Annotated in this window: 22 protein-coding genes, 1 tRNA gene and 1 pseudogene; 16 read left to right on the top strand and 8 right to left on the bottom strand. The window is 66.9% G+C overall.

All coding sequences use genetic code 11. From position 1 onward, the window contains the following. Positions 1 to 3: 3 nt before the first annotated feature. The gene (xseA, locus tag ACP69S_RS00435) at positions 4 to 1,587 is read right to left on the bottom strand and encodes an exodeoxyribonuclease VII large subunit (RefSeq protein WP_425993796.1); all 1,584 of its coding nucleotides are present in this window, start codon (positions 1,585 to 1,587) and stop codon (positions 4 to 6) included. A 102-nt stretch (positions 1,588 to 1,689) separates the two neighbouring features. Here xseA and ACP69S_RS00430 point away from each other — a divergent pair, with 102 nt between their 5' ends. Next, the gene (locus ACP69S_RS00430) at positions 1,690 to 2,010 is read left to right on the top strand and encodes a hypothetical protein (RefSeq protein ID WP_425993795.1); all 321 of its coding nucleotides are present in this window, start codon (positions 1,690 to 1,692) and stop codon (positions 2,008 to 2,010) included. 155 nt (positions 2,011 to 2,165) lie between these two features. Here ACP69S_RS00430 and ACP69S_RS00425 read toward each other — a convergent pair whose 3' ends face one another. Next, on the bottom strand, positions 2,166 to 2,696 hold the full coding sequence (locus ACP69S_RS00425; protein ID WP_425993793.1) for a GcrA family cell cycle regulator: 531 nt from the start codon (positions 2,694 to 2,696) through the stop codon (positions 2,166 to 2,168). A 328-nt stretch (positions 2,697 to 3,024) separates the two neighbouring features. On the opposite strand from ACP69S_RS00425, the gene ACP69S_RS00420 reads away from it, so the two are divergent. The 4 genes from ACP69S_RS00420 to ACP69S_RS00405 all read left to right on the top strand — a co-directional run bounded on the left by ACP69S_RS00420 (position 3,025) and on the right by ACP69S_RS00405 (position 7,287). Beyond that, positions 3,025 to 3,846: an ABC transporter permease gene (locus tag ACP69S_RS00420; RefSeq protein WP_425993791.1), complete on the top strand. Its 822-nt coding sequence runs from the start codon at positions 3,025 to 3,027 to the stop codon at positions 3,844 to 3,846. A 137-nt stretch (positions 3,847 to 3,983) separates the two neighbouring features. Next, a complete protein-coding gene (locus ACP69S_RS00415) occupies positions 3,984 to 5,219 on the top strand; it encodes an aspartate aminotransferase family protein (RefSeq protein WP_425993789.1) in 1,236 nt (411 codons plus the stop codon). Between the two features lie 65 nt (positions 5,220 to 5,284). Beyond that, positions 5,285 to 6,220 carry an ornithine carbamoyltransferase gene (argF, locus tag ACP69S_RS00410; protein ID WP_425993787.1) on the top strand — a complete coding sequence of 312 codons (936 nt, stop codon included), beginning with the start codon at positions 5,285 to 5,287 and terminating at the stop codon, positions 6,218 to 6,220. Between the two features lie 155 nt (positions 6,221 to 6,375). After that, a complete protein-coding gene (locus tag ACP69S_RS00405; RefSeq protein WP_425993785.1) occupies positions 6,376 to 7,287 on the top strand; it encodes an Hsp33 family molecular chaperone in 912 nt (303 codons plus the stop codon). A gap of 119 nt (positions 7,288 to 7,406) precedes the next feature. Here ACP69S_RS00405 and apaG read toward each other — a convergent pair whose 3' ends face one another. Both apaG and metZ read right to left on the bottom strand, forming a co-directional pair. Next, the gene (gene apaG / locus ACP69S_RS00400) at positions 7,407 to 7,871 is read right to left on the bottom strand and encodes a Co2+/Mg2+ efflux protein ApaG (protein ID WP_425993784.1); all 465 of its coding nucleotides are present in this window, start codon (positions 7,869 to 7,871) and stop codon (positions 7,407 to 7,409) included. Continuing rightward, positions 7,852 to 9,036: an O-succinylhomoserine sulfhydrylase gene (gene metZ, locus ACP69S_RS00395; RefSeq protein WP_425993782.1), complete on the bottom strand. Its 1,185-nt coding sequence runs from the start codon at positions 9,034 to 9,036 to the stop codon at positions 7,852 to 7,854. Before metZ ends, apaG begins: the two co-directional genes overlap by 20 nt. Before the next feature lie 171 nt (positions 9,037 to 9,207). Between metZ and ACP69S_RS00390 the strand changes: the two genes are divergently transcribed. The 10 genes from ACP69S_RS00390 (at position 9,208) to ACP69S_RS00345 (ending at position 15,479) form a co-directional block, all read left to right on the top strand. Next, a complete protein-coding gene (locus ACP69S_RS00390) occupies positions 9,208 to 9,423 on the top strand; it encodes a hypothetical protein (RefSeq protein ID WP_425993780.1) in 216 nt (71 codons plus the stop codon). An 81-nt stretch (positions 9,424 to 9,504) separates the two neighbouring features. Beyond that, the gene (locus ACP69S_RS00385) at positions 9,505 to 10,524 is read left to right on the top strand and encodes a 2'-deoxycytidine 5'-triphosphate deaminase (RefSeq protein WP_425993778.1); all 1,020 of its coding nucleotides are present in this window, start codon (positions 9,505 to 9,507) and stop codon (positions 10,522 to 10,524) included. Between the two features lie 326 nt (positions 10,525 to 10,850). Beyond that, positions 10,851 to 11,150, top strand: coding sequence for a hypothetical protein (locus ACP69S_RS00380; RefSeq protein ID WP_425993776.1), 300 nt, complete (start codon positions 10,851 to 10,853; stop codon positions 11,148 to 11,150). Between the two features lie 115 nt (positions 11,151 to 11,265). Next, positions 11,266 to 11,703, top strand: coding sequence for a hypothetical protein (locus tag ACP69S_RS00375; RefSeq protein WP_425993775.1), 438 nt, complete (start codon positions 11,266 to 11,268; stop codon positions 11,701 to 11,703). A 22-nt stretch (positions 11,704 to 11,725) separates the two neighbouring features. Beyond that, positions 11,726 to 12,127, top strand: a complete 402-nt coding sequence (locus tag ACP69S_RS00370; protein ID WP_425993773.1) for a hypothetical protein — start codon at positions 11,726 to 11,728, stop codon at positions 12,125 to 12,127. Then, a complete protein-coding gene (locus tag ACP69S_RS00365; RefSeq protein WP_425993771.1) occupies positions 12,124 to 12,318 on the top strand; it encodes a helix-turn-helix transcriptional regulator in 195 nt (64 codons plus the stop codon). The genes ACP69S_RS00370 and ACP69S_RS00365 overlap by 4 nt, the downstream gene beginning before the upstream one ends. A gap of 45 nt (positions 12,319 to 12,363) precedes the next feature. After that, positions 12,364 to 13,263, top strand: coding sequence for an alpha/beta fold hydrolase (locus ACP69S_RS00360; protein ID WP_425994289.1), 900 nt, complete (start codon positions 12,364 to 12,366; stop codon positions 13,261 to 13,263). 74 nt (positions 13,264 to 13,337) lie between these two features. Beyond that, positions 13,338 to 14,234, top strand: a complete 897-nt coding sequence (locus ACP69S_RS00355; protein ID WP_425993769.1) for a TraB/GumN family protein — start codon at positions 13,338 to 13,340, stop codon at positions 14,232 to 14,234. 116 nt (positions 14,235 to 14,350) lie between these two features. Further along, complete coding sequence (locus ACP69S_RS00350; RefSeq protein ID WP_425993767.1) at positions 14,351 to 15,349, top strand: UDP-glucuronic acid decarboxylase family protein; 999 nt, start codon at positions 14,351 to 14,353, stop codon at positions 15,347 to 15,349. A gap of 55 nt (positions 15,350 to 15,404) precedes the next feature. After that, positions 15,405 to 15,479: transfer RNA gene (locus ACP69S_RS00345), tRNA-Gly, on the top strand. Positions 15,480 to 15,706: 227 nt separating this feature from the next. On the opposite strand, the pseudogene ACP69S_RS00340 reads toward ACP69S_RS00345, so the two are convergent. From ACP69S_RS00340 to pcaF, 4 genes and pseudogenes are all read right to left on the bottom strand, one after another. Then, a pseudogene (locus ACP69S_RS00340) lies at positions 15,707 to 16,147 on the bottom strand (FAD-dependent oxidoreductase); the annotation flags it as partial. A 210-nt stretch (positions 16,148 to 16,357) separates the two neighbouring features. Further along, on the bottom strand, positions 16,358 to 16,492 hold the full coding sequence (locus ACP69S_RS00335) for a hypothetical protein (protein WP_425993766.1): 135 nt from the start codon (positions 16,490 to 16,492) through the stop codon (positions 16,358 to 16,360). A 114-nt stretch (positions 16,493 to 16,606) separates the two neighbouring features. Beyond that, positions 16,607 to 18,478: a glycoside hydrolase family 9 protein gene (locus ACP69S_RS00330; RefSeq protein ID WP_425993764.1), complete on the bottom strand. Its 1,872-nt coding sequence runs from the start codon at positions 18,476 to 18,478 to the stop codon at positions 16,607 to 16,609. A gap of 110 nt (positions 18,479 to 18,588) precedes the next feature. Then, complete coding sequence (gene pcaF / locus ACP69S_RS00325) at positions 18,589 to 19,791, bottom strand: 3-oxoadipyl-CoA thiolase (RefSeq protein WP_425993762.1); 1,203 nt, start codon at positions 19,789 to 19,791, stop codon at positions 18,589 to 18,591. 132 nt (positions 19,792 to 19,923) lie between these two features. Here pcaF and ACP69S_RS00320 point away from each other — a divergent pair, with 132 nt between their 5' ends. Further along, positions 19,924 to 21,486: a DUF885 domain-containing protein gene (locus ACP69S_RS00320; RefSeq protein WP_425993760.1), complete on the top strand. Its 1,563-nt coding sequence runs from the start codon at positions 19,924 to 19,926 to the stop codon at positions 21,484 to 21,486. The last annotated feature ends 346 nt before the right edge of the window (positions 21,487 to 21,832 follow it).

Here is a 21,832-nt window from a genome sequence, read left to right as displayed (position 1 = left end):
GCCTCAGAACAGGTCGCCCTGATCAGGTTTTGGTGTAGTCGGCTTCGGGCGCGCGGGTTTCAGGACGGGAGGCGGCGCGGCGTGTACCACCCCTTCGCCGTCGATCACCGCGTCGCGATCACCGCTCTTGAACTTCAGATTGACCCGCTCGCCCGACGTCAAGTCGCCCACCGAGCGTGCGAAAGAGCCGTCGGCCTTGCGGACCAAGGCAAAGCCGAGCTCCAGCGGCCGTTCGGGATTGAGGGACTGACGCAACTTGTCGAAACCGGCCAGTTGATCCTCGGCGCGCGTCAGGCGGCGCTGGCCGGCCAACCGCAAACGCGTCCACAGGAGCGGCAGACGGGCGTGCGCTTCGGCGCGGTCCGGCGCGCGCGTTCCGCAGGCATTCAGTCGCTGACCAAGATCCGCCAAGCGGTCACGGCCTCGATCCGACATTCGACCACCACCGGCTTGCAGTCGACGGCCGAACTCCTCAAGGCGATCAGCCTTGGTTCGACGCTGTCGCTCCAGCGCCTCGGGCGACAGGCGGGCAGTGACCTTCAGCAGGTCTTGGGCGTGGACGGCGGTGTTGCGGCCCAGAGCCGCGTCCAGCCGGCCTGCCGCGATGTCGAAACGTTGCTGGGCCAGGGCCAGCAGGTCGGCGGGACGGGGCAGGGCGCGGGCGGCGCTAACCAGCCGTGTCCGGCGCTCTTCCAGGACGCGCGAGCCGCAGCGGTTCAGGCGACGGTCGTAGTCGGAGACTAGGGCCCGCAGTTCGCCCAGCACCGGCGTGGCGATCTCGGCGGCGGCCGTCGGGGTAGGCGCGCGGCGGTCGGAGACGAAGTCGATCAGGGTGGTGTCGGTCTCGTGGCCGACGGCCGAGATCAGTGGGATATCGCTGGCGGCCACGGTGCGGGCCAGGGTTTCATCGTTGAAGGCCCACAGGTCCTCGACCGACCCGCCGCCCCGGGCGACGATGATGATGTCGGGTCGAGGCACCCGGCCGCTCGGCGTGATGGCGTTAAAGCCGCGAATGGCCCCGGCCACCTGGGCGGCGGCCTGGTCGCCCTGCACAACGACCGGCCAGACCAGCACGTGACACGGCCAGCGCTCGCGGATGCGGTGCAGGATGTCGCGGATCACCGCGCCGGTCGGGCTGGTGATCACCCCGACCACGGCGGGCATGGAGGGCAGGGGGCGCTTTCGGCTGGCCTCGAACAAGCCCTCGCCGTGAAGCTTGGCCTTCAACCGCTCGAGTTGCGCCAGAAGCGCGCCGACCCCGGCGGCTTCCATGCTCTCGATGACGATCTGGTAGCGCGAGCCGGCCGGATAGGTAGTGATCTTGCCGGTGACGATGACTTCCAGGCCATGCTCGGGCCGCACGCCCAGACCCCGCACCGAGCCCTTCCAGATGACGCCGTCGATGGCGGACTTGTCATCCTTGATGGTCAGATAGACGTGGCCATTGCCGTGATGGGTGACCTTTGACAGCTCGCCGCGCAGCCGCACGTGGGAATAGCTGGTTTCCAGCGTGCGCTTCAGCGCGAAGGCCAGTTCCGAGACGGAATAGGCGGGCGCGTTGGAATCAGGAGCGGCGACGTCGGTCATGGCGATCTAGATAGGACGGAACCGCCGCTGGGTTAAATGGTCGGCGTAACCCATTTCTCAGGATCGGCAACCTAGGGTGGAAGTATCCACTTGGAGTCCGTTATGATCGTCGCGATGTTTCTTGTCTTGGCTCTGCAAGACGACGGCCGCGACTATCGAAAATATTATGACGAGGATCGCGCGGTAGCTGTGAGCGCGCCTCTGTTGGGCAAATGCTTTGGATCGCGAAACAGCGCCGCCTGCGCCGCGCAAGCATTGGACGTTTGCATAGGTCCTTGGCGCCAGCAGCTGGCTATCAACATCTGCGCTCGAACGCAGCGAGACCTCGTTCGTGAGCTCAGCCTGAGCGTGGCGTTATCGGCTCGATCCCGGTCGGCCTTCATCCGCTGGGAACGCGCGCAGCGAGCGCGCGTCGTTCTTTGAGCCGGAGGGCAGTGGATTTCCCGGTGACGTGGATTACTGTTTGGTCAGGGCGATGTTGGTGCGGGCGGCTCCCAGGGAGCCTGCTCCGAAGTAGCAAAGCCCGGGAAGCAAGAGCTCCCCGGGCTTTGCCGGCATGAGAGAATTTCTTGTTTTGACTAGATGTAGCGGCGCAGCGAGCGGGCCAGTTCGGTGGGGCCGGCCTTCTTCTTGGATTGTTGCGGCTGGTAGGCGACCCGGGCGTGCTCGATGCAGTAGGGGCCGTCCGACGAGCGGCGGCCGCAGAAGGTGAAGCCGTCCGACGAGGGGTCGCCGATCGGCCACTTGCACATGTGGGCACCCAGGGTCAGCACGGTGGCCGAGCCGGGTTGCTCGTCGCGGAAGACGGGCAGGGTCGGAGGCGCGACGCCGGACGACACGACGGACTGGGCCGGCATGTGCTCGGGCGTGACGACCCGGCGCGGCGCGGACGGCATGGTCTGCGCGGCGGGACGGGCGGGACGCGGGGCCTTGAACGCCGGACGCGCCGGTTGCGAGGGAGCCGCTCGGCCCGAAAGGCCCAGACGGTGCACCTTGCCGATGACGGCGTTGCGTGTAACGCCGCCCAAGTGCTTGGCGATCTGACTGGCCGAAAGCCCGTCAAGCCAGAGCTTCTTCAAGGTGGTGACCCGATCGTCGGTCCAGCTCATACCCATCTCCCGCCATCCCACGGGTTCCGAGGCTTCCCCAAGCCTTGGACCCCATATGTGGTGTTTTGACCACCCCGCCGGCGGTCGTCCTACTACATATCGTAAAGAAAACGTTAAAACACACAATGGGCGCCAAGTGGTCTGTCCACAGAAACTAGATGTTGATTCGGTAGGGGCCGGCCTTGCGCCACGGAGACCCAAAGCGCACATGCCATTAGCGCGATAGCCGAAAGTGGCCGCCGGTTTCGGCGGCAATCGCGCTAATACTAAGGAGTTCAGCGGTTTCGAGTTCCTCGAAAACGCGGGGCGAAATCTGGGACTCGGGCTTATGAGAGACATGTCAGACAGCGTCGTTCCGCCGCAGCCGCGCGATTATCACGGCTGGAACTGGAGCGGGTTCTTCACCCTCTACCAGCGCGAGATCCGCCGCTTCTGGAAGGTGGGCACCCAGACGGTGGCCGCTCCGGTGGTCACCACCTTGCTCTACATGCTGGTGTTCGTGGTCGCCGTCGGCCCCGCGCGGGAAGCCGTGGACGGCGTCAGCTTTGGCCATTTCGTGGCCCCGGGCCTGATCATGATGGCCATCCTCAACAACGCCTTCGCCAACGCATCGTCGTCGCTGATCCAGGCCAAGATGATGGGGCTGACGCCCGATTTTCTGACGCCGCCTCTGTCGCCGCTGGAGCAGGTGCTGGCCTTCGCCCTGGGCGCCGCGACGCGCGGCGTGGTGGTTGGAGCGGTCACCGCCATCGTCATCGGCCTGCTGCCCGGCGCTGGTCTGGACGTCGTCCACCTCTGGCCGATCCTCTATTTCGGTCTCGGGGCTTCTTTGATCCTGGGTTTTGCCGGCATTCTCGCCGGCCTGTGGGCCGAGAAGTTCGACCAGCTGGCGGCGGTGACCAACTTCCTGATCATGCCCATGACCTTCCTGTCGGGGACCTTCTATCTGGTCGACAAGCTGCCAGAACCGTTCCGTTCGGCCAGCCACTACAACCCCTTCTTCTATCTGATCGACGGCTTCCGATACGGCTTCATCGGCCATGCCGACGGCTCGATCCTGGTCGGCGTCGTAACCACGGCGGTTCTGACGGTCGCGCTGTTCCTGTGGTGCTGGCATCTGTTTCGCACGGGATATCGCCTCAAGACCTGAGGGTGTGGCCCGCGCGACCCAAGCACGCAATTTCACAGCAGTTTCATTGACAGAGCGTCGTTCCACGGCGACAACCTGCGGCCTTCCGGTCCCCGTGCGAACAGCGCGGGGGCTTCTTTCCTTTTTGGGAGGCCGTCTTGAGCACTCAGACGTCGTCGTCGAACTCCTCGCAGCAACACATCATGGGCGTCTATAACCGCGCCCCGCTGGCGTTCGAGCGAGGCCGAGGCGCGCGACTGTTCTCGACGGACGGCGACGAGTATCTGGATTGCGTGGCGGGCATCGCCACTGACGGTCTGGGTCACGCCCACCCTGTCCTGGTCGAGGCGCTGAAGACCCAGGCAGAGAAGCTCTGGCACGTCTCCAACATCTATCGCATCCCCGAGCAGGAAGAACTGGCCGACAAGCTGTGCGCCCACAGCTTCGCCGACGTGGTGTTCTTTACCAACTCCGGCACCGAGGCGATCGAGTGCGCGCTGAAGACGGCCCGCAAATATCACACGGCCAATGGCCAGCCCGAGCGGGTCGAGATCTTCGGCTTCGACGGCTCGTTTCACGGGCGCTCCTATGCGGCGGTCAACGCCTCGGGCAACCCCAGCTATGTCGAGGGCTTTGGTCCGCGCCTGCCGGGCTACAGCCAGCTAACCTTCGGCGACCACGACGCCCTGAAGGCCGCGATCGCCAATCCGACCACGGCGGCGATCATCGTCGAACCCGTGCAGGGCGAAGGCGGCGCGCGCTCGATCCCGGAGCACTGCCTGGTCAGCCTGCGCTCGCTCTGCGACGAGCACGGCGTCCTGCTGATCTATGACGAAGTGCAGTGTGGCATGGGCCGGACCGGCAAGCTGTTCGCCTATGAATGGGCCGCCCAAGACGGTGGAGTGGGCGGCGAGCCGCACATCATGGCGGTGGCCAAGGCCCTGGGCGGCGGTTTCCCGGTGGGCGCGTGCCTGGCCACCACCGAGGCGGCCAAGGGCATGACCGTGGGCGTCCACGGTTCCACCTTCGGCGGCAACCCGCTGGCCATGGCCGTGGGCAAGGCGGCCTTCGATACGATCAACACGCCCGAGATCCTCGACAACGTCAAAAGCGTGGCCGGCTATTTCGTCCAGCAGCTGAGCGGCCTGAAGGATCGCTTCCCGGACGTCATCGTCGACATCCGCGGCAAGGGCTTCCTGATCGGCATCAAGCTGATCCCGAACAATCGCGAGTTCATGGTCCTGGCGCGCGACGAGAAGCTGCTGATCGCCGGCGGCGGCGACAACTGCGTGCGCCTGCTGCCGCCTTTGAACCTGACCATCGAGGAAGCCAGCGAGGCGATCGCCAAGCTGGAAAAGGCCTGTGAGGCCGCTCGCGCCAAGGCCGCCGCCTAGCCTTCAACACTGTTGACCCGCCCGCTCCGGATCCCGGAGCGGGCGACCAAGGGAATTGGCCACTCATGACCACCCCCAGGCACTTCATCGATCTCTGGAAGCTGGACGGCGCCACGCTGCGCCTGATGCTGGAGGACGCCAAGGCCCGCAAGACCGCGCGCAACGGCTGGGGGCAGGGCAAGGTCGACGCCGACGCCCCGGCTGACGGCCGGGTGCTAGCGATGATCTTCCAGAAGAACTCGACCCGCACCCGCTTCTCGTTCGACGCGGCGATCCGCCAGCTGGGCGGGTCGGGGATCATCTCGACCGGGAGCGACATGCAGCTGGGTCGCGGCGAGACCATCGAGGACACCGCCCGCGTCCTGTCGCGCATGGTCGATGCCGTGATGATCCGCGCCAACAGCCACGCCGACGTCGAGCGCTTCGCCCAGGTCTCGACCGTGCCGGTGATCAATGGCCTGACCGACAAGAGCCATCCGTGCCAGATCATGGCCGACCTGCTGACCATCGAAGAGCATCGCGGCGATGTGGGCGGCAAGACCATCGCCTGGGTGGGCGACGGCAATAACGTGTGCTCCAGCTTCATCCATGCCGCGCCGCTGCTGGGCTTCAAGCTGAAGATCGCCTGCCCGGCCATCTATCACCCCGACATGGTGGACCTGGCGCGCGCCCAGGGCCTGAAGGGCCTGGTGACCATGACCGACGATCCCAAGGAGGCCGTGCGCGGCGCCGACGTGGTCGTGGCCGACACCTGGGTCTCGATGGGCGACACCGATCACGACCAGCGCCTGGCGGCCTTCGAGCCCTATCAGGTCGATGACGCCCTGATGGACCTGTCGGCCCCCGACGGCGTCTTCCTGCACTGCCTGCCGGCCCACCGGGGTGAGGAAGTCACCGACGCCGTACTCGACGGTCCGCGCTCCCTGGCCTGGGACGAGGCCGAGAACCGCATCCACGCCCAGAAGTCGGTGCTGGCCTGGGCGTTCGGGGCGATCGGGTAGTTACACTTGCCCCCACCGGGTCGCTTCGCGACCATCCGCCCCCGGAGGGGGGATGAGATCATCTTCCCCCTCCGGGGAGGAGCACGAAGCGCGGAGGAGGCGAGTAAGGTGAGGCCCCTCGCAATTCCCATCTTCACCCCCTATCTAACCGCCCCATGACCGACGCCACCGCCAATCCCGCCCTCGATGACATCGTTTCCGCCTTCCAGATCGAAGGCCTGCCCGTGCGCGGCCGTGTCGTGCGTCTGGGCGCCGCCGTCGATGAGGTGCTGACCCGTCACGACTATCCCGAGCCGGTCGCCAACCTGCTGGGCGAGGCCTGCGCCCTGGCCGCCCTGGTCGGCTCCAGCCTGAAGTTCGAGGGCCGGCTGATCATCCAGGCTCAGGGCGACGGCCCGGTGCGCTATGTCGTGGTCGACTACGACACCACCGGCGGCCTGCGCGGTTATTGCCGGTTCGACCCGGAAGAAGTGGCCCAGATCTCGGAAGGCTTTGCGCGTCCGGGCGCCAAGACCCTGCTGGGCGGCGGCGTGTTCATCATGACCCTGGACCAAGGCGCGGACATGGACCGCTACCAGGGAGTCACCCCCATCGAGGGCGAGACCCTGGCCCTGTGCGCCGAGCAGTATTTCAAGCAGTCGGAGCAGACCCCGACCCGCGTTCGCCTGGCCGTCGGTCAGGCCGACACCGGCGAGGGTTTGAAATGGCGCGCCGGCGGCATCCTGATCCAGTCGATCGCCGGCGACGAGACGCGCGGCGAGACCCAGGAAGCCTGGACCCACGCCCAGGCCTTCTTCGAGACCACCGGCGAGGACGAGCTGATCGATCCGTCGCTGGGGACGCCCACCCTGCTGTGGCGCCTGTTCAACGAGGACGGCGTGCGCCTGATCGAGGACAAGCCGCTGCGCTCGTTCTGCCGGTGCTCGGACGACCGCATCGCGGTGGTGATCCAGTCGTTCACCGAAGCCGAAAAGGCCGAGATGATCGAGCCCGACGGCAAGATCCACGTCACCTGCGAGTACTGCTCGCGGGTCTATGCCGTGGCGCCAGACGAAGTCGGGGTTTGAAGATCCTCGCCCCGAAGGGGGAGGCGGCCGCGAGGCCGGAGGGGGAAGACCGCACCCGATTCAGCGGCCACTTCCCCCTCCGTCGCCTGCGGCGACACCTCCCCCGCTAGGGGGGATTTCTAGTTATACCGCCGCGCGGCGCCGGGCAGGTGCAGCGAAAACTCGGGTATCTCGGCGTCGAACACCTCGCCGCCTTCGGTCATCATCTGGTAGCTGCCGCGCATCGCGCCCGACGGTGTCGGCAGGGGGCAGTTGGAGACGTAGCGGAACGCCTCGCGAGGCTTCAGTTCCGGCTGCTCGCCGACCACGCCGGAGCCCTCGACCTCGTTGCAGCGGTTGAAGGCGTCGGTGATGGCCCAGCGACGGGCGACCAGATGCACGGTCTCTGCCCCGTGGTTCTCGATCTCAACCGTGTAGGACCACAGATAGAGGCCTTCATCCGGCGCGGATTCCTCCGGCAGATAGACGGGCGCCACACGCACGACGATGTCGCGCGTGCGGGCTTCATAGATGCCGCCATCGGCGCCGCGACGCTTGCGGATCCGCTGCAGCGGCGGTGAGGTTTCACGCCTGGTCGAGCGCACGGGTCACATCTCGCGTCAGATCATCAAGGCTTTCGAGACCGACCGACAGGCGCACGCCGCCTTCGACCACGCCCAGCGACGGGCGTTGCTCTTCGGGCACCGAGCGGTGGGTGGTGGTCGGCGGGTGGGTGGCCATCGACTTGGCGTCGCCCAGATTGTTGGAGATGTCGACGATCTCCAGCGCGTTCAGGAACTTGAAGGCCGCTTCTCGCGAGCCCAGGTCCAGCGCCACCACCGTGCCGCCGCCAGTCATCTGGGACTTGGCGATGTTGTGGCCCGGGTGATCGTGGCGGAACGGATAGAGCACCGACTTGGTCTTCTTGTGCTCGGCCATCACATTGGCCAGGGCGAAGGCGGTGTCGGTCTGGCGGCGCACGCGCAGGTCCAGTGTCTCCAAGCCCTTGACCAGAACCCAGGCGTTGAACGGCGACAGCGACGGGCCGGTGTGGCGCAGAGCGTCCCGGTAGAATTCCTCGTTGATCGCCTCGCTGGTCAGGATCGCTCCGCCCAGCACGCGGCCCTGGCCATCAATGTGCTTGGTGGCCGAATAGACCACGATGTCGGCGCCCAGCTTCAGCGGCTGCTGGAAGATCGGGGTGGCGAAAACGTTGTCGACGATGACCTTGGCGCCGACCGCGTGGGCCATCTCGGAGACGGCGCGGATGTCGGTGATCTCCAGCACCGGATTGGACGGCGTCTCGATCAGCACGGCCTTGGTGTTGGGACGGATCGCCGCCTCCCAGGCCTTGGGATCGGTGGCGTCCACGAAAGTCGTCTCGACGCCAAAGCGCGGCAGCCATTCGGAGATCAGCCAGCGGCACGAGCCGAACAGGGCGCGGCCGGCCACGACGTGGTCGCCGGCCCGGACCAGCCCCATCAGCGCCATGTGGATCGAGGCCATGCCGGTCGCCTGGGCGCGGCAGATTTCCGCGCCTTCCAGCAGAGCCAGGCGATCCTCGAACATCTTCACGGTCGGATTGCCGAACCGCGAATAGACAAAACCCGGGTCCTCGCCGGAGAACCGGCGGTCGGCGCCCTCGGCGCTTTCATAGGTGAAGCCCTGGGTCAGGTAGAGCGCCTCGGCGGTCTCCATATGCTGCGACCGGGCCAGACCCCCACGGATCAGCTTGGTCGCGATATCCCAGTCTTTGGGGTCTTCAGCCACGTCGGCGGGTCTCCTCGAAAGCGGGCATGAAAAGTACAGCGCCGGCCCTGGGTCAAGCCAGCAATCGCCTTGCGCGACTTGGGTTTTGCCGAAAACGCTGTCTGACGAGAAACAGGTGTGCCCGTTAAGCTTTCATATTAAGCTTGATACCGAGACCCGTCGGAGACCGCCATGACCTTGACGCTTGTGTTTCGTGTGTTCGCCGCCCTGCTTGCCATCTTCGGCGCAATGAACATCCTTCTGCTCGTCCTGTCCGAGCGCGTGCGCTCGTTCTTCCCGGTGGAGTTCCATCCCGTTAGCAATCTGACCGAGGCCACCGCGCTTTTCGGTGTCGGCGCGGGCATCTATCTACTGGCGGCGTCGGGCGCGCACAAGAAAGCGCACTAGGCTTCCCGCCGCGCAGGGAAATCCGTTGTCGCGTGACGCAAGCGCTTGCCTCGCGGCGGCGCTTTATCCAGTGTCGCCCCGATGACCGACGCCCATTCCGCAGGGATTCTACCCTGCCAAAACATCGAAGACCTCATCGCCCAAGAGGCGATCAGCTCCCAGACACCGTTCGACGTCGATCAGGTGCAGCCGGCTAGCCTGGACCTGCGCCTGGGCGCGCGCGCCTGGCGAGTCAGGGCCTCGTTCCTGCCAGGCCTGGGCCGCAAGGTGACCGAACGTCTGAAAGATGTGGCCATGCACGAGCTGGACCTGACCAAGGGCGCCGTGCTGGAGAAGGGCTGCGTCTATATCGCCGAGCTTCAGGAGAGCCTGGCCCTGCCGTTCAATATCTCGGCGCGCGGCAATCCCAAGAGCTCGACGGGCCGGGTGGACGTGTTCGTGCGCCTGCTGACCAATCACAGCCGCGCCTTCGACGACGTCGACGCCGGCTATCACGGCCCGCTCTATATGGAGATCGCGCCCCAGACCTTCTCGGTGCTGGTGCGGTCGGGCACGCGCCTGAACCAGCTACGTCTGAAGCGCGGCGAGCCGGCCAAGCTGTCGACCCGCAGTGTCGGGGTGGACCTGTCGCCGGGCATCGTGGGCTTCCGCGGTCGGCGCCATGCCGGCGTCGTCGACCTGGATCACGAGGACGGCCACGATCCGCGCGACTTCTGGGAACCGCTGGAAACCCGCCATGGCGAGCTGCTGCTGGATCCTGGCGAGTTCTACATCCTGGCCTCCAAGGACGACATCGAGATCCCTGTGCTGGAAGCGGCCGAGATGACGCCGATCGATCCGTCGGTCGGCGAGTTCCGCGTCCACTATGCCGGCTTCTTCGACCCGGGCTTCGGCACCGAGGAGGCCGCCGCCGTCGGCTCCAAGGGCGTGCTGGAAGTGCGCAGCCACGAGACTCCGTTCCTGCTGGAAGACGGTCAGACCGTCGCGCGCCTCGTGTATGAGCCCCTGACCTCGCGGCCCGTGCGGCTGTACGGGGAGGGCGGGTCGCACTACCAGCGCCAGGGCCTCAAGCTCTCCAAGCATTTCAAGGCCTGGTCCTGAGGTGACGGGCCCTGGGGCGTTAGGTCGCGCCTCGCTGAAGGTCCGGCTCAGGCCGACTCACGCTTAGCTCAGCCTCGGTTTTCACGCGGGCCACTGTGCGCTGCTGGTGAACCGGAATTTGGGCGAGGACAGCTTTCCGGCTCTATTGCGGGAGGGCGGCGATGTGGCCCGTCGCCTGCGACAGACCCAAGCCTGACCGTCGCGGCATTGCGTCACACCACATGTGGTGGGCGAGATTGAACCGGACACAAGTGATAGCTTGATAGTGTCGGAAGAGTCGGCAACGACCCAGCCCCGGCGCCCCGGTTATTCAAGGAGGCCGCGTCATGGCCCGTCTAAGTTCAGACCCGTTCGCCATCCTTCAGGGCCGCATCCGCGCTTGGGAGATCTGCGCCCGGATCCCCGGTTGCGACAAGGCGATCTGGCGACAGGATGGCGCCGGCCGGGTGATGCGCTGGGCTGATTTCGGCGACCGCTTCTCGCGCTATGGCTGGGAGATGCGCACCTGCCCCAGCGACACGGCCCTGGGCCGCGCGCTCAAGCGCCACAAGATAGAGGCGATCCACTGGCGGGGTGTTCTGGGCGACGACGCCCGCCATGTCTTCGATCTGCCCAGGGCTGCCTGAAACGATGGGCCAGCCTTACATTTAGTCTGCCTTCCCATACAAAATGAAAAGCATGCTTGACACTTTGCATGTCCAAATGACAAATGTCCTTGTCATTTGGACTGGGGTGCTTGTCATGAACGAACTTAGGGGTCGTCAAGCGACGCGACAGGGGATCGCGCAGAAGATCCTAATCGGTTGCGCCGTCGCCGGCCTTCTAACCGGAGCCGGCGGCTCAATTCTGAAAGAGGCCGGCATCGTGCTGCCGCGGATGGCGGCCTTCAGCGCGAGCGTGTTCATCGTTGCGGTGCTGTTCTGGGTGTCGATCATCTACTGGCGCAACCTCGACGAGGCCGCGCGCGAAGCCCACAAGTTTGCGTGGTTCTGGGGCGCTACCGGCGGGATGCTGGTCATGCTGCCTATCGCAGCGCTGGTCAGCGCCGAGCGCTTGGTCGCCGTGCTGGGCCAGCGCGGCCCCGCCGAATGGGTCGCCCTCGGCTTCGCGTCCCTGCTGCTCGCTCAACTCGCCGGCTATGGCTTGGTCTGGGCCGGCTGGTGGCTGCGGCAGCGCTGATCCGGGAAAAAGGAAGCCAGACATGAGCAATTCAACGACCGCCGCCGGCCGCCGCTACATCGCCCGGTTCTTCACCGCCATGCTCGCCTATGTCGGCGTTCTGTGCGGCTCCCTTTGGGCGATCAGAAACCTTGAACCAACCGGGCCGCTGCTCTGGATCCTGGCCATCGCCCCGGCGATCCCGGTAATCGCCGTCATCGCCATCATGGGTCTCTATCTGATCGAGGAGACCGATGAATTCATCCGCTCGGTCCTTATCCAGTCGATGCTGTGGGGCGTGGGGATCACCCTGTCGGCCTGCACGGCCTGGGGGTTCCTGGAGAACGCCGAGGTCGTGCCCCACATCCCGCTCTATCTGGTGTTCCCGATCTTCTGCGGCAGCTTTGGCATCGCCCAGCCCTTCGTTGGCCGGAGGTACCAGTGAAGAACCGGCTCAAGGTGCTGCGAGCCGAGCGCGACTGGAGCCAGGCCGATCTCGCCGAACGGCTGGAGGTCTCGCGCCAGACCGTCAACGCCCTGGAGACGGGCAAGTACGATCCCAGCTTGCCGCTGGCCTTCAAGATCGCGCGCCTTTTCAGCCAACCCATCGAAGCCATTTTCCAGGACGAGGCGTAACGCCGAAGCCTGCCGCACGACACTCGCCCAAGGAATTTCCCGATGATGTGCGCGCCCCGCCCCAGATTTCATTTCGCCCTGATCCTGGTCGCCATCCTCGCCGCCACCGGCGTGTTCGGCGGCAATCATGCGCACGCCGCGCCGGCATCCGACCGCATCGCCGTCACCGTGAGCGGGCAGGGACCTGATGTGGTGCTGATCCCCGGCCTGGCCTCGTCCGGGGCGGTGTGGGACGCCACCGTCAAGCAGTTGTCGGGCCGCTACCGCGTCCACGTGGTCCAGGTCGCCGGCTTTGCTGGCGCGCCGGTGGGCGGCAACGCCGAAGGGCCGGTGTTGGAGCCGCTGGTCGAAGCCGTTGATGGCTATATCAAGTCGGCAAAGCTGAAGTCGCCGGCAGTGATCGGCCATTCGATGGGCGGCCTGACCGGTCTGCTGCTGGCCCGCCGCCACCCGGAAGACCTGAGCCGTCTGATGATCGTCGACAGCCTGCCGTTCTATGCGGTGCTGTTCTCGCCGGCCGCCACGGTCGAGGCCGTCAAGCCCCAGGCGAGCGCCATGCGCGATGGTATGGCCGCCATGTCGGCCGAGACCTTCGCCGCCCAACAGGCCATGACCATGCCCCGCCTGGTCAAGTCGCCGGACGGCCTGAAGGCGGCCCTGGACTGGTCGAAGGCCTCATCGCAACCGGTCGTGGCCCGCGCGCTGTACGATGTGCTGACCACCGACATGCGTAGCGAGCTGGCCGCCGTCACCACGCCCACCACAATGCTCTACCCGTATGACCCTGTCATGGGCGCGCCACAGGCCGCCGTCGACCAGACCTATGCCGGCGCCTATGCCAAGCTGGCCGGGGTCAAGCTGGAGCGCGTCGACGGCGCCTTTCACTTCATCATGCTCGACCAGCCGGCCGCCTTCGCCGCCGCCGTCGAACGCTTCCTGAAATAGCCGCTTTCGCCGGGCCTGATTGCGCCCGGCGAAGGCTTGTCCTTAAACACCCTCGCGTTCGCTTAGAGAAACCCATGTTCCGCACCGTCTTCCAGCCTGCCCGCCGCGCGTTCGTCGGTCTGGTATCCGTCCTGGCCCTGGGCCTGGGCCTCGCCGCGCCAGCCGTGGCCGAGCCCGCCCTGTGGGCGATCAAGGACAAGGACTCGACGATCTATCTGTTCGGCACCATCCACGTGCTGAAGCCGGCCACCCAGTGGCGCTCGCCGCGCATCGACGGCGCTCTCAAGGCCAGCGACGACCTGGTAGTCGAGGTTCTGGGCGCCGATGATCCGGCGGTCATGCAGCCCCTGGTCATGCAGTACGGCCTGGACCGCACCACGCCGCTGTCGCAGAAGCTGTCGCCCGAAGACCTCAAGCGCGCCCAGGACCTGGCGCAGGCCGCGGGCCTGCCGGCCCAGGCCCTGGACGCCATGCGACCCTGGCTGGCCTCGATCTCGCTGGCCATGCTGCCGGTGATCAAGGCCGGCTACGACCCGCGCAGCGGCGTCGAGCAGGTTCTCACCGCCCAGATGAAGGCGGCCGGCAAACCGGCCTCCTCGCTTGAGACCGCCGAGCAGCAGATCCGCTTCTTCGCCGACATGCCCACACCGGTCGAGGTCGAGATGCTGAAGGCCACGCTCGACGACGCCGAGGCGGGGCCTGGCAAGATCGACAGCATGGTCGCGGCCTGGGCGGCTGGCGACATCACGGCTCTGGAAGACCAGTTCATCACCGAGATGAAGACCAAATATGCCGATGTCTACGGGGTGCTGCTCACCGACCGCAACCGCGACTGGGCCAACCAGTTGAAGACAAGGCTCGACGGGTCGGGCGTCAGCTTCGTCGCCGTTGGCGCGGGCCACCTGGTCGGTCCCGACAGCGTGCAAGCGCAGCTGGCGGCCCTGGGTATCCAGACCGAACGGGTGAACTAGGGACTGACGGGTGCGCCGGTCGGTCGCATCGGCCGGCGCAGGCGGCGGTTGAGCCAAAGGGCGAGACCCGTTACGCAAATCAGACCACGGTAAAGATCGCGCCGCAGAGACCGCCCATGTCCGCCCAAACCGCCGCCAAGAAGCACACCGCCCTTCGCATCCTGGTCACCGGCGGAGCCGGTTTCGTCGGGTCCCACCTGTGCGACCGGCTGATCGCGCGGGGCGACCACGTGATCTGCCTGGACAACCTGTTTACCGGCAGCAAGGACAACATCGCCCATCTGCAGGGCCATCCAAACTTCGAGTTCGTCAATCACGACGTGAACCACCCGATCTTCATCCCGGTGGACCAGATCTACAACCTGGCCTGCCCGGCCTCGCCGATCCATTACCAGTACGACCCGGTCATGACCGTGCGCACCAATGTCATGGGCGCGATCAACATGCTGGACCTGGCCAAGCGCACCGGCGCGCGCGTGATGCAGGCCTCGACCAGCGAGGTCTATGGCGATCCGGAGATCCACCCGCAGGTCGAAAGCTATTGGGGCCGGGTCAATCCGATCGGCCCGCGCGCCTGCTACGACGAGGGCAAGCGCTGCGCCGAGACCCTGTTCTTCGACAGCTTCCGGCAGGACAATATCGACATCAAGGTCGTGCGGATCTTTAACACCTATGGCCCGCGGATGGCGATCAATGACGGCCGGGTGGTCAGCAATTTCGTCGTCCAGGCCCTGACCAACCAGCCGATCACCATCTATGGCGAAGGCGCCCAGACCCGCAGCTTCTGCTATGTCGACGACCTGGTCGAAGGCTTCATCCGGATGATGGCGACGCCAACGGGCTTCACCGGCCCGGTCAATATCGGCAATCCCAACGAATTCACCATCCTGGAGCTGGCCCAGCAGACCATCGCCCAGATCGGTTCCTCCTCGGTCATCGAGCGCAAGCCCCTGCCACAGGACGACCCTCGCCAGCGCCAGCCCGACATCGGCTTGGCCAGGTCGGCCCTGGACTGGGAGCCCAAGACCCAGCTGAAGGAAGGCCTGGCCAAGACCATCGCCCACTTCGCCGCGCTGCTGGGCAAGGGGCTGGTCGAGGATGAAGCAAAGGCCTAGTCGCCTCCGCCTCTTGAGAACCCCGTCCAGACCCGCTAGACGACCCGAACGCCTCGCGGGCGTAGCTCAGAGGTAGAGCGTCTGCTTCCCAAGCAGAATGTCGTGGGTTCGATTCCCATCGCCCGCTCCAAGCGCTGCAGGCAGTAGCGCCTCCTGGGGAAACTCTTCGACAAGGCGCAGCGCGCCGAAGCTGGACTGGATTTCGAGGAAGCCGAGCGCCTGTTCAAGTTGGCAGCGCGGCTGGATCCCAAGAGTTTGGCGATACAGCACAACCTTGGCGGCGTTCTGTCCAGCCTCAGTCGGGATCAATTCCGACACCGTCGGGTGGATGTGCACGGCCCGTTGCAGGGTGGTGTAGGGCGCCTTGGCGTACATGATGTCGAGGATGCCGTGGATCGCCTCGTCGCCGCCGACGCCAAGGATCGCCGCGCCGAGGACCTGATTGGTCTCCGCATCGACCACCACCTTCATGAAGCCCTGGGTCTCGCCCTTTTCGATGGCGCGGCCGACGCGGGTCATCGGCCGCGTGCCGACCAGAGCCGGGCGGCCTGTGGCGCGGACCTCGGCCTCGGTCATGCCGACGCGGGCCAGCGGCGGATCGATATAGAGGGCGTAGGCAGTCAGGCGGTCGCTGACTTTTCGAGGGTCGTCATCCAGCAGGTTCGCCGCGAAGATCTCGAAGTCGCTATAGGCGGTGTGGGTGAAGGCGCCCTTGCCGTTGCAGTCGCCCATCGCCCAGACGCCGGGGACATTGGTCCGAAGTTGGTCGTCGACGATGATGTAGCCGCGCTTGTCCACCGCGACGCCTGCGGCTTCCAGGCCCAGGTCGTCGGCGTTGGGCTTGCGCCCCACGGGGCCGGCAACAGGTGCGAGCCGACGCAAAGGCCGCCGGTGAGGAGGCGGGTCCCCAACTGTACCGGGACCTTGCGGCTGGGGGTCTTGGGCAGCTGATCGCGGACCAGTTCAAGCGGGGCCAGGGCGGTGAAGATCCATGGCGTCATGGACGCGCTAAGCCAGGCCAGGGGCGCGCCGGCCAAGGGGCAGCCAGCCCAGATGCGCGGCCCAGCTGATCGCCGCCGGGGCGGTCATGGCCCGCAGGCCGGCGACAACGCCGATGAGCAGGGCGAGGAGGTAGAAAGACATGCCGGACTCCAGGTTGATCGAGCGCCACCGTGACTTGGCGCCCGGGAAGACAAAACCGCAAGCGCCGAGGGCGGTCTTGCACGTTCCGGTCGTTCCTTGGCCGGGATCGACCGTTTAACGGGCCGGTTCGTCCAGCCAGGCCGCCACCCAGACCAGCGGCGCGTTCCAGTTGATAGCCACCTCGTTCTGGGTGAAGGCGCGATAGTCGTCGGTCCAGCAGGTCTGGGGCGCGCACTTGCCTTTCATGTCCTTGGCCACCGGATCGCCCATGCTGGTCGAGTTGGGACCGCCCGACAGCACGCCAGGCGGCGGCGCGGGATAGCGGGCGTCGGCTTGCCTGGCCCAGAAGCGGTGGTGGGGATTGAGCATCGGCCGCGCGCCATGGCCGGTGACGAACGAGCGGTCTAGCGGGTTGCGGCCCAGGATCCAGTCCATGGCGTCAACAGCCCCGTCGCGATAGGCGACCTTGCCCGTGAAGTCGGCGGCCAGGCCCAGCACCATGGCCCGGTTCAGCACTGACGAGGTCGAGCCCCACGGATAGCCCTTGGCGGCATAGGGCAGGGCGTAGCCCTCGGTGAGGCCGTCGGCCAGGTAGCGGTCGGCGCTGGCGACCAGGTTGGCGCGGGCCCTGCCGATCTCGGCGGGTTTCAGGCCATTGGGCGCGAGCGCCAGGGTCACGGTTCCCAGCGCCCCGACCGAGGGCCAGCCGATGTCGCCCGTCGGCTTGCCACCGGCCGACGGTCCGGCCAGGAACAGCGGCGAGGCGCGCAGGGCTTTCTCGTATTCGGCCGCGCCGGTGGTGGCGTAGAGCTCGGCGGCCGCCCAGTAGAACTCGTCCTCCAGATTGCCGTCGCCATAGCCGCCGCTGCCGGTGAAGGCGCCCAGGGCGTAGACCTCGGGATTGCGCTTGGCGGCGGCGTAGGCGCGGCGGGCTACGTCGAGGCAGCGGGCCGAGAAGACCGGGTCGATGGTCTTCCAGATCCGCGCGGCCTGGGCGGCGGTGGCGGCCAGATTGAGGGTCGCGGCAGTGGTCGGGTGGTAGAGGTAGCGGGTTTCCTTGTCGTCGGCCGGCGCGGTCGGCAGGGCCGTCCAGTGCTCGTCGCCCATGCGCTGATGGGCCATGCCCGAGGCGTCGAGATCGGTCAGGACGAGGCGGCCGTTGGCGCCCGGCTTCTGCGGGCCGACCGGCAGGCCCAGGGTCTTGCCCTGCGGAACCTGCATGGCGAGCAGGAAGTCCATCTCCCAGCGGGCCTCGTCCAGCAGGTCGGAGACGCCGTTGGCGTTCTCGGGGATCTTGCCCTTGCCGTCGGAGAAGGCGGCAAGCGTCGAGGTCTTGCCCAGCACGGCGGCGCGCTCGTGAGCGTTCAGCAGGGTCCAGACCGAGATCCCGCCATTGACGACGTACTTGCCGTGGTCGCCGGCGTCGTACCAGCCCCGGCTGACATCGAGGGTGTAGTCGCAGCCCGCCCAGACCTGACCGCGCTCGTCGGCCTTGTTGAAGCAAGCAGCCTTGTCAGGCGCGTGCCCGGCCGGGCGCGCCAGGTCCGGGCGCTGGACGAACCGCGCCTCGATCGGGATGCTGGCGCGGTTCTGGTAGAAAAAGCCCAGGGCATCGGCCTTCAGCGCGCCGTACATCCGGCCGCCGATCGCGAAGGGGCGGCTCTGCGCCGCGCCCACGGCGAGGCGATAGTCATCGCCAGCGCTCTTGAAGTTACTGAAATCGATCTGGTGGACGTGCTCGCCCGAGGTCGTATCGCTGCCGAAGACCTTGGTCTGACCGCGTGCGACGACCGCGCCCTTGGCGTTGCTCAGGGTCCAGGGGAGGGGGCTGGTCGAGGGGTCGGCCAGTACGGCGCGCTTGGGCCCCGCAGCTTCGACGCCCAGCTGGTTGAGTCGGATCGGCGAGACAGCGTCCTGGGCGCTCGCCAGACCCGTCAAGGCCAGCGTCAGGGCGATGGCCGTCAGGGCCGGGTTGATCCTGGTCATACGCGTCTTCCTGCCTGCCGACGCGTCGTGGCGCGCGTCTTCGATGGCAAGTTAGCGGTAACGTGACAGCGTTGTCACCAACGAAGTTCGCCGGGCGGCTGTTGGTCGGATCAGACCCGCTCCACCACCATCGAGATCCCCTGACCGACGCCGATGCACATGGTCGCCAGTCCATAGCGCGCCTTGCGCCGATGCAGCTCCTCAACCGCCGTCAGGGCCAGGCGAGCGCCGCTCATGCCCAGCGGGTGGCCCAAGGCGATAGCGCCGCCATTGGGGTTCACGTGCTCGCCGTCGTCGGGCAGGCCCAGGGCGCGTAGCACCGCCAGCCCCTGGGCGGCGAAGGCCTCGTTCAGCTCGATCACGTCCATCTGGCCGATGGTCAGGCCAAGGCGCGCCAGCAGCTTCTGGGTCGAGGGGGCGGGGCCAAAGCCCATCACGCGCGGAGCGACGCCGGCGGCGGCCGAGCCGACGATGCGGGCGCGGGGCGTGAGGCCGTGGCGCTTGATCGCCTCTTCCGAAGCGACGATCAGCGCCGCCGCGCCGTCATTGACGCCCGAGGCGTTGCCGGCGGTGATCGTGCCGTCCGGACGGACGATGGGCTTGAGCGCCGCCAAGGCTTCGATGGTCGTGGCGCGCGGGTGCTCGTCCTTGGAGACCACCACCGGGTCGCCCTTGCGCTGGGCGATGCTGACCGGAACGATCTCGGCGTCGAAGCGGCCGCTGACCTGGGCGGCCGCCGCGCGGGCCTGGCTGAGCAGGGCGAAGGCGTCCTGGTCGGCGCGGCTGACGCCATGGTCGTCGGCGACGTTCTCGGCCGTCTCGGGCATGGAGTCGACGCCGTAGGCCTTGCGCATGGCCGGATTGACGAACCGCCAGCCGATGGTGGTGTCGAAGATCTCGGCGTTGCGCGAGAAGGCGCTGTCGGCCTTGCCCATCACGAACGGCGCGCGGCTCATGCTCTCGACGCCGCCGGCGATCATCAGCTGGGCCTCGCCGGACTTGATGGCGCGGGCGGCGACGCCCACAGCGTCCAGGCCCGAGCCACAGAGCCGGTTGATGGTCGAGCCCGAGGCCTCGGTCGGAAGGCCCGCCAGCAAGACGGCCATGCGGGCGACATTGCGGTTGTCCTCACCGGCCTGGTTGGCGCAGCCCAGCACCACGTCGTCGATCAGGCTCCAGTCGACGCCAGGATTGCGCGCGGCCAGGGCCTTCAGCGTTATGGCCGCCAAGTCGTCGGCCCGCACCGAAGACAGCGCCCCGGCGTAGCGGCCGATCGGGGTGCGGATCGCGTCGCAGATGAAGGCTTCGGCCATGGCGGATCTCTCAAACAGTTGTTCGCCGCACCCTAACGGCAGGACCCGCGCGATCAAGCCGCCGAATGGCTGGACACCGGTGTCAGATCGCCTAGACCTGAGTGCAACGAGAGACTTTCGGGAGAAGACGCCATGATCGGCCGGCGCGAAATGATGGGCGGAGCCGTGGTCGGCGCGGCCTTGCTGGCGGCAGGCGGCGCGCGCGCCGCTGGCGACAACACAGCCCTGAAGGCCTTGCTCGATAAGCTGGCCAAGGGCGGTCCGGCCGGCGAGCGTCTGGCGGCGTTGAGGTCTTTCTCCCCCACCGCTTTGAGCCCCGCCGCGCGCCTCGACCTCGACGCCGTGCTGATAGCTTTGACGACCGAGGAAGAGATCGTCCGCCGCTTCCCGTTCGGCGCGGGGGCCGCCCCACCCTACGTCGTGACCACTCGTTCAGGCGCCTGGCTGAAGGCCGCCGACGCGGCGAAGTCCGCTGACGCGGCCGCTGACGCCGTCAAACGGCTGGACGTCGAGACCGTCAGGATCGCCGAAGACGCCGCCAAGGGCGTGGTCTTGCCCGCCTTCGTCATCGACAAGGTCGTCGCGGGCCTGGCCCAGACCGCCAAGGCCGTCGAAGCCGCGCCCTACCTTGCCGCCGCCCTGGGTCGTCAGCACGACGCCCTGATCGCCTTGCGCCCCAAGGCCGGCAAGGGCCTCGGCGTGCATCGCTTCAAGGACGGTGAGGCCTATTACGCTTTGTTGCTGAAGGCTGCGATGGGCGCCGAGATCACCCCTGCCCGAGCCTGGGATCGCGCCAAAGCCGCCGCCAAGACCCTGACCGCTCGCGCTGACAAGCTGCTGAAGGTTCAGGGGCTGACCAAGGGAACGGTCGGCGCGCGGCTGGCCGCCCTGAGTCGCGCCGAGCGGTGGCTCTACAGCGATGACGACGCCGGCCGCGACCGTCTGACCGCCGACATGAACGCCTGGCTGGCCAAGGCTGTCTCACGCCTCCCGACCTCGTTCGCCACGGTCGCGCCGGGCAGCCGCGAGGTTCGAATGAGCCGCATGCCCCCCGCCGAGGAGGCCGCTCGCCGGCAGGGTTACCGCGAGACCCCGTCCTTCGACGGCGCAAAGCCAGGGGTCTATTACGCCGACCTCAACACTATCCGCACCCGGCCCAGCTGGACCCTGCCCAGCGTCGTTCACCATGAGAGCGTGGCGGGCCATATGGTGCAGGCTCCGCTGGAGGAACGCTCCGCCGCCCACCCGCTTCGGACCCGCATGGCCTTCCCGGGCTTTTCCGAAGGCTGGGCGATCTATGCAGAGCAGCTGGCCGACGAGGAAGGCGCTTTCGCGGGCGATCCGCTCGCCGAGCTTGGCTACATTCAGTGGATGCTGTTCCGCGTCGGCCGCCTGCTGGCCGATCTTGGTATTCACCTGAAGGGCTGGAGCGTCGAGAAGACTACGGCCTTCCTCAACGACCTGCAGGGCCCCCCGCCGGTCTTCTCGCCCGTATCTCAAGGCATCGAGCGCATCGCCATCGGCCCGGCCGCCTCGGCGGGGCAGGGCCTGGCCTGGCTGGAACTGGTCCGCCTGCGGGAGGATGCCCGCAAGCTGTTGGGTTCGGGTTTCGATATCCGCGCCTTCCACGACGCGGTGTTGCTCCCGGGGACCTTGCCGTTATCGATGTTGCGAGCGCGGGTGTTGGGGACCTAGCCCGGGGATCGGGATCGCGCCGTCCCCGGATGGGCACGGGGATTGGCGCGATAGATCCTCCCTAGCGGGGGAGGTGATCGCGAAGCGATCGGAGGGGGAAGTGTTGCTGAATCAATGCGGTCTTTCCCTCCGGCCTCCGGCCGCCTCCCCCTTCAGGGAGAGGATTTAGAGGGGCGTCCAGCAAACTTATCAGAGGCGCTGAAACCTCCCGTATTCTTGACCCACCTCGCCGCACGGAAAGGGCGCAAGGCCAGCGACCGATGCGGCGGCGGGGGGTGATCGAGCGGGGCTGGGGTCGAGGGGGATACTCGACCGGTCCGGGGATCCTGGCGTTGCAGGACCCGCC

This window comes from Caulobacter sp. DWR1-3-2b1, assembly GCF_049895765.1.
Taxonomy (GTDB): Bacteria; Pseudomonadota; Alphaproteobacteria; order Caulobacterales; family Caulobacteraceae; genus Caulobacter.
Note: the sequence above shows the minus strand (reverse complement) of the source record. Positions and strands in the feature narration are given on the sequence as shown.

What these genes read in the sequence shown, in the direction of transcription:
- xseA (WP_425993796.1), bottom strand. Translation starts at nt 1,587, where the DNA reads ATGACCGACGTCGCCGCTCCTGATTCCAACGCGCCCGCCTATTCCGTC.
- ACP69S_RS00430 (WP_425993795.1), top strand. Translation starts at nt 1,690, where the DNA reads ATGATCGTCGCGATGTTTCTTGTCTTGGCTCTGCAAGACGACGGCCGC.
- ACP69S_RS00425 (WP_425993793.1), bottom strand. Translation starts at nt 2,696, where the DNA reads ATGAGCTGGACCGACGATCGGGTCACCACCTTGAAGAAGCTCTGGCTT.
- ACP69S_RS00420 (WP_425993791.1), top strand. Translation starts at nt 3,025, where the DNA reads ATGAGAGACATGTCAGACAGCGTCGTTCCGCCGCAGCCGCGCGATTAT.
- argF (WP_425993787.1), top strand. Translation starts at nt 5,285, where the DNA reads ATGACCACCCCCAGGCACTTCATCGATCTCTGGAAGCTGGACGGCGCC.
- ACP69S_RS00405 (WP_425993785.1), top strand. Translation starts at nt 6,376, where the DNA reads ATGACCGACGCCACCGCCAATCCCGCCCTCGATGACATCGTTTCCGCC.
- ACP69S_RS00390 (WP_425993780.1), top strand. Translation starts at nt 9,208, where the DNA reads ATGACCTTGACGCTTGTGTTTCGTGTGTTCGCCGCCCTGCTTGCCATC.
- ACP69S_RS00385 (WP_425993778.1), top strand. Translation starts at nt 9,505, where the DNA reads ATGACCGACGCCCATTCCGCAGGGATTCTACCCTGCCAAAACATCGAA.
- ACP69S_RS00380 (WP_425993776.1), top strand. Translation starts at nt 10,851, where the DNA reads ATGGCCCGTCTAAGTTCAGACCCGTTCGCCATCCTTCAGGGCCGCATC.
- ACP69S_RS00375 (WP_425993775.1), top strand. Translation starts at nt 11,266, where the DNA reads ATGAACGAACTTAGGGGTCGTCAAGCGACGCGACAGGGGATCGCGCAG.
- ACP69S_RS00370 (WP_425993773.1), top strand. Translation starts at nt 11,726, where the DNA reads ATGAGCAATTCAACGACCGCCGCCGGCCGCCGCTACATCGCCCGGTTC.
- ACP69S_RS00360 (WP_425994289.1), top strand. Translation starts at nt 12,364, where the DNA reads ATGTGCGCGCCCCGCCCCAGATTTCATTTCGCCCTGATCCTGGTCGCC.
- ACP69S_RS00355 (WP_425993769.1), top strand. Translation starts at nt 13,338, where the DNA reads ATGTTCCGCACCGTCTTCCAGCCTGCCCGCCGCGCGTTCGTCGGTCTG.
- ACP69S_RS00350 (WP_425993767.1), top strand. Translation starts at nt 14,351, where the DNA reads ATGTCCGCCCAAACCGCCGCCAAGAAGCACACCGCCCTTCGCATCCTG.
- ACP69S_RS00335 (WP_425993766.1), bottom strand. Translation starts at nt 16,492, where the DNA reads ATGTCTTTCTACCTCCTCGCCCTGCTCATCGGCGTTGTCGCCGGCCTG.
- ACP69S_RS00330 (WP_425993764.1), bottom strand. Translation starts at nt 18,478, where the DNA reads ATGACCAGGATCAACCCGGCCCTGACGGCCATCGCCCTGACGCTGGCC.
- pcaF (WP_425993762.1), bottom strand. Translation starts at nt 19,791, where the DNA reads ATGGCCGAAGCCTTCATCTGCGACGCGATCCGCACCCCGATCGGCCGC.
- ACP69S_RS00320 (WP_425993760.1), top strand. Translation starts at nt 19,924, where the DNA reads ATGATCGGCCGGCGCGAAATGATGGGCGGAGCCGTGGTCGGCGCGGCC.